General features: G+C 66.8%; 1 protein-coding gene and 1 pseudogene. One reads left to right on the top strand and one right to left on the bottom strand.

Going from position 1 to position 976, the window contains the following annotated elements; translation table 11 throughout:
• Positions 1–420: pseudogene (locus EN906_RS35430) on the top strand (ATP-binding protein); the annotation flags it as partial.
• 127 nt (positions 421–547) lie between these two features.
• Here EN906_RS35430 and EN906_RS35425 read toward each other — a convergent pair.
• Positions 548–976: SDR family oxidoreductase (locus EN906_RS35425; protein ID WP_127375832.1), on the bottom strand; the 429-nt coding region annotated here is incomplete at its 5' end.

Raw genomic sequence — 976 nt, 5'->3', positions numbered from 1 at the left:
GTCCGCTGCCGCATAGAAGGCCTCGCGTCGGTCGTGCCGGACCTGCCGGAGTTCCGCCGCATGCTGACGCGCGCCCGTGCCGGCCTTGGTTCCGAGACGACGCAGGATGACGCGTGGCGGGACGTTTCCGTCCGCGCGTCGCTGCTGCCCGACGACATGCAGGGCGTGTTCATGATGATCGCCCGTGCGGCGAAAGAGGGCTGGCCATGCCCGAGCGACGCCGCGATCGCCCGCGCCTACGGCTCGCACTCGCTGCGCCGCGCCCGGCGCCTCTTGACCTATATCGAGGAGCAGGGCCTCATCGTCTGCCAACTCGACGGGACAGGCTGGCGCACCGTGACGCTGGTCGAATTGGCCTGGGCCACCGCACCGGGAGATCCGAATGCCGAAGAGGTGGAGCAGGAGAGCCTGGCGCTGTGAAGCGGCGCGGGTGCTTTGAGCGAATGGGCGATAGGTTTTTTCAGTCACCGTCATCGCGACCAACTTCTGACGGCAACGGTGCCGACGCCGAAATGCGTCATGCAGGGCGCATGCGTTTCGATGGCGCTCACCGATTCGCCCCGATCACCCACTGTTCCTGGTCGACGAGCGTGCCGGTTATCGGCCCGGCAGCATCCGAAAGCAGGAAGACGGCGAGGTTGGCGATGTCGCTCGTCGAGAACAGGCGGCCGAAGGGTTGCGAGGCGTTGGCGGCATCGAGCCAGCCCGGCCCGTTGCCCAACGTGTCGGCCTGCATGACACGTTCGGCCGGCGTGTCGGTCCAGCCGACATTGATGCCGTTGACGCGGATGCGATCGAAGCGATGGGCGTTGGCGGCGTTTTTGGTCAGCGTGGCCAGCGCGCCCTTGCTGGCGGAATAGACGGCGAGTTCCGGCGAGCCGCAATGGGCGTTGATCGACAGGATGTTGACGATGGCGCCGCCCTGGCCACGCTTCTTCATGTCGGCGATGGCCGCCTGCATGAGGAAGAACGGTGC

The organism is Mesorhizobium sp. M7A.F.Ca.CA.004.06.1.1 (genome assembly GCF_003999135.1).
In the GTDB taxonomy this organism is placed as follows: Bacteria; Pseudomonadota; Alphaproteobacteria; order Rhizobiales; family Rhizobiaceae; genus Mesorhizobium.
The sequence above is the reverse complement of the archived record's forward strand: the minus strand, read 5'-3'. Positions and strand labels throughout refer to the sequence as shown.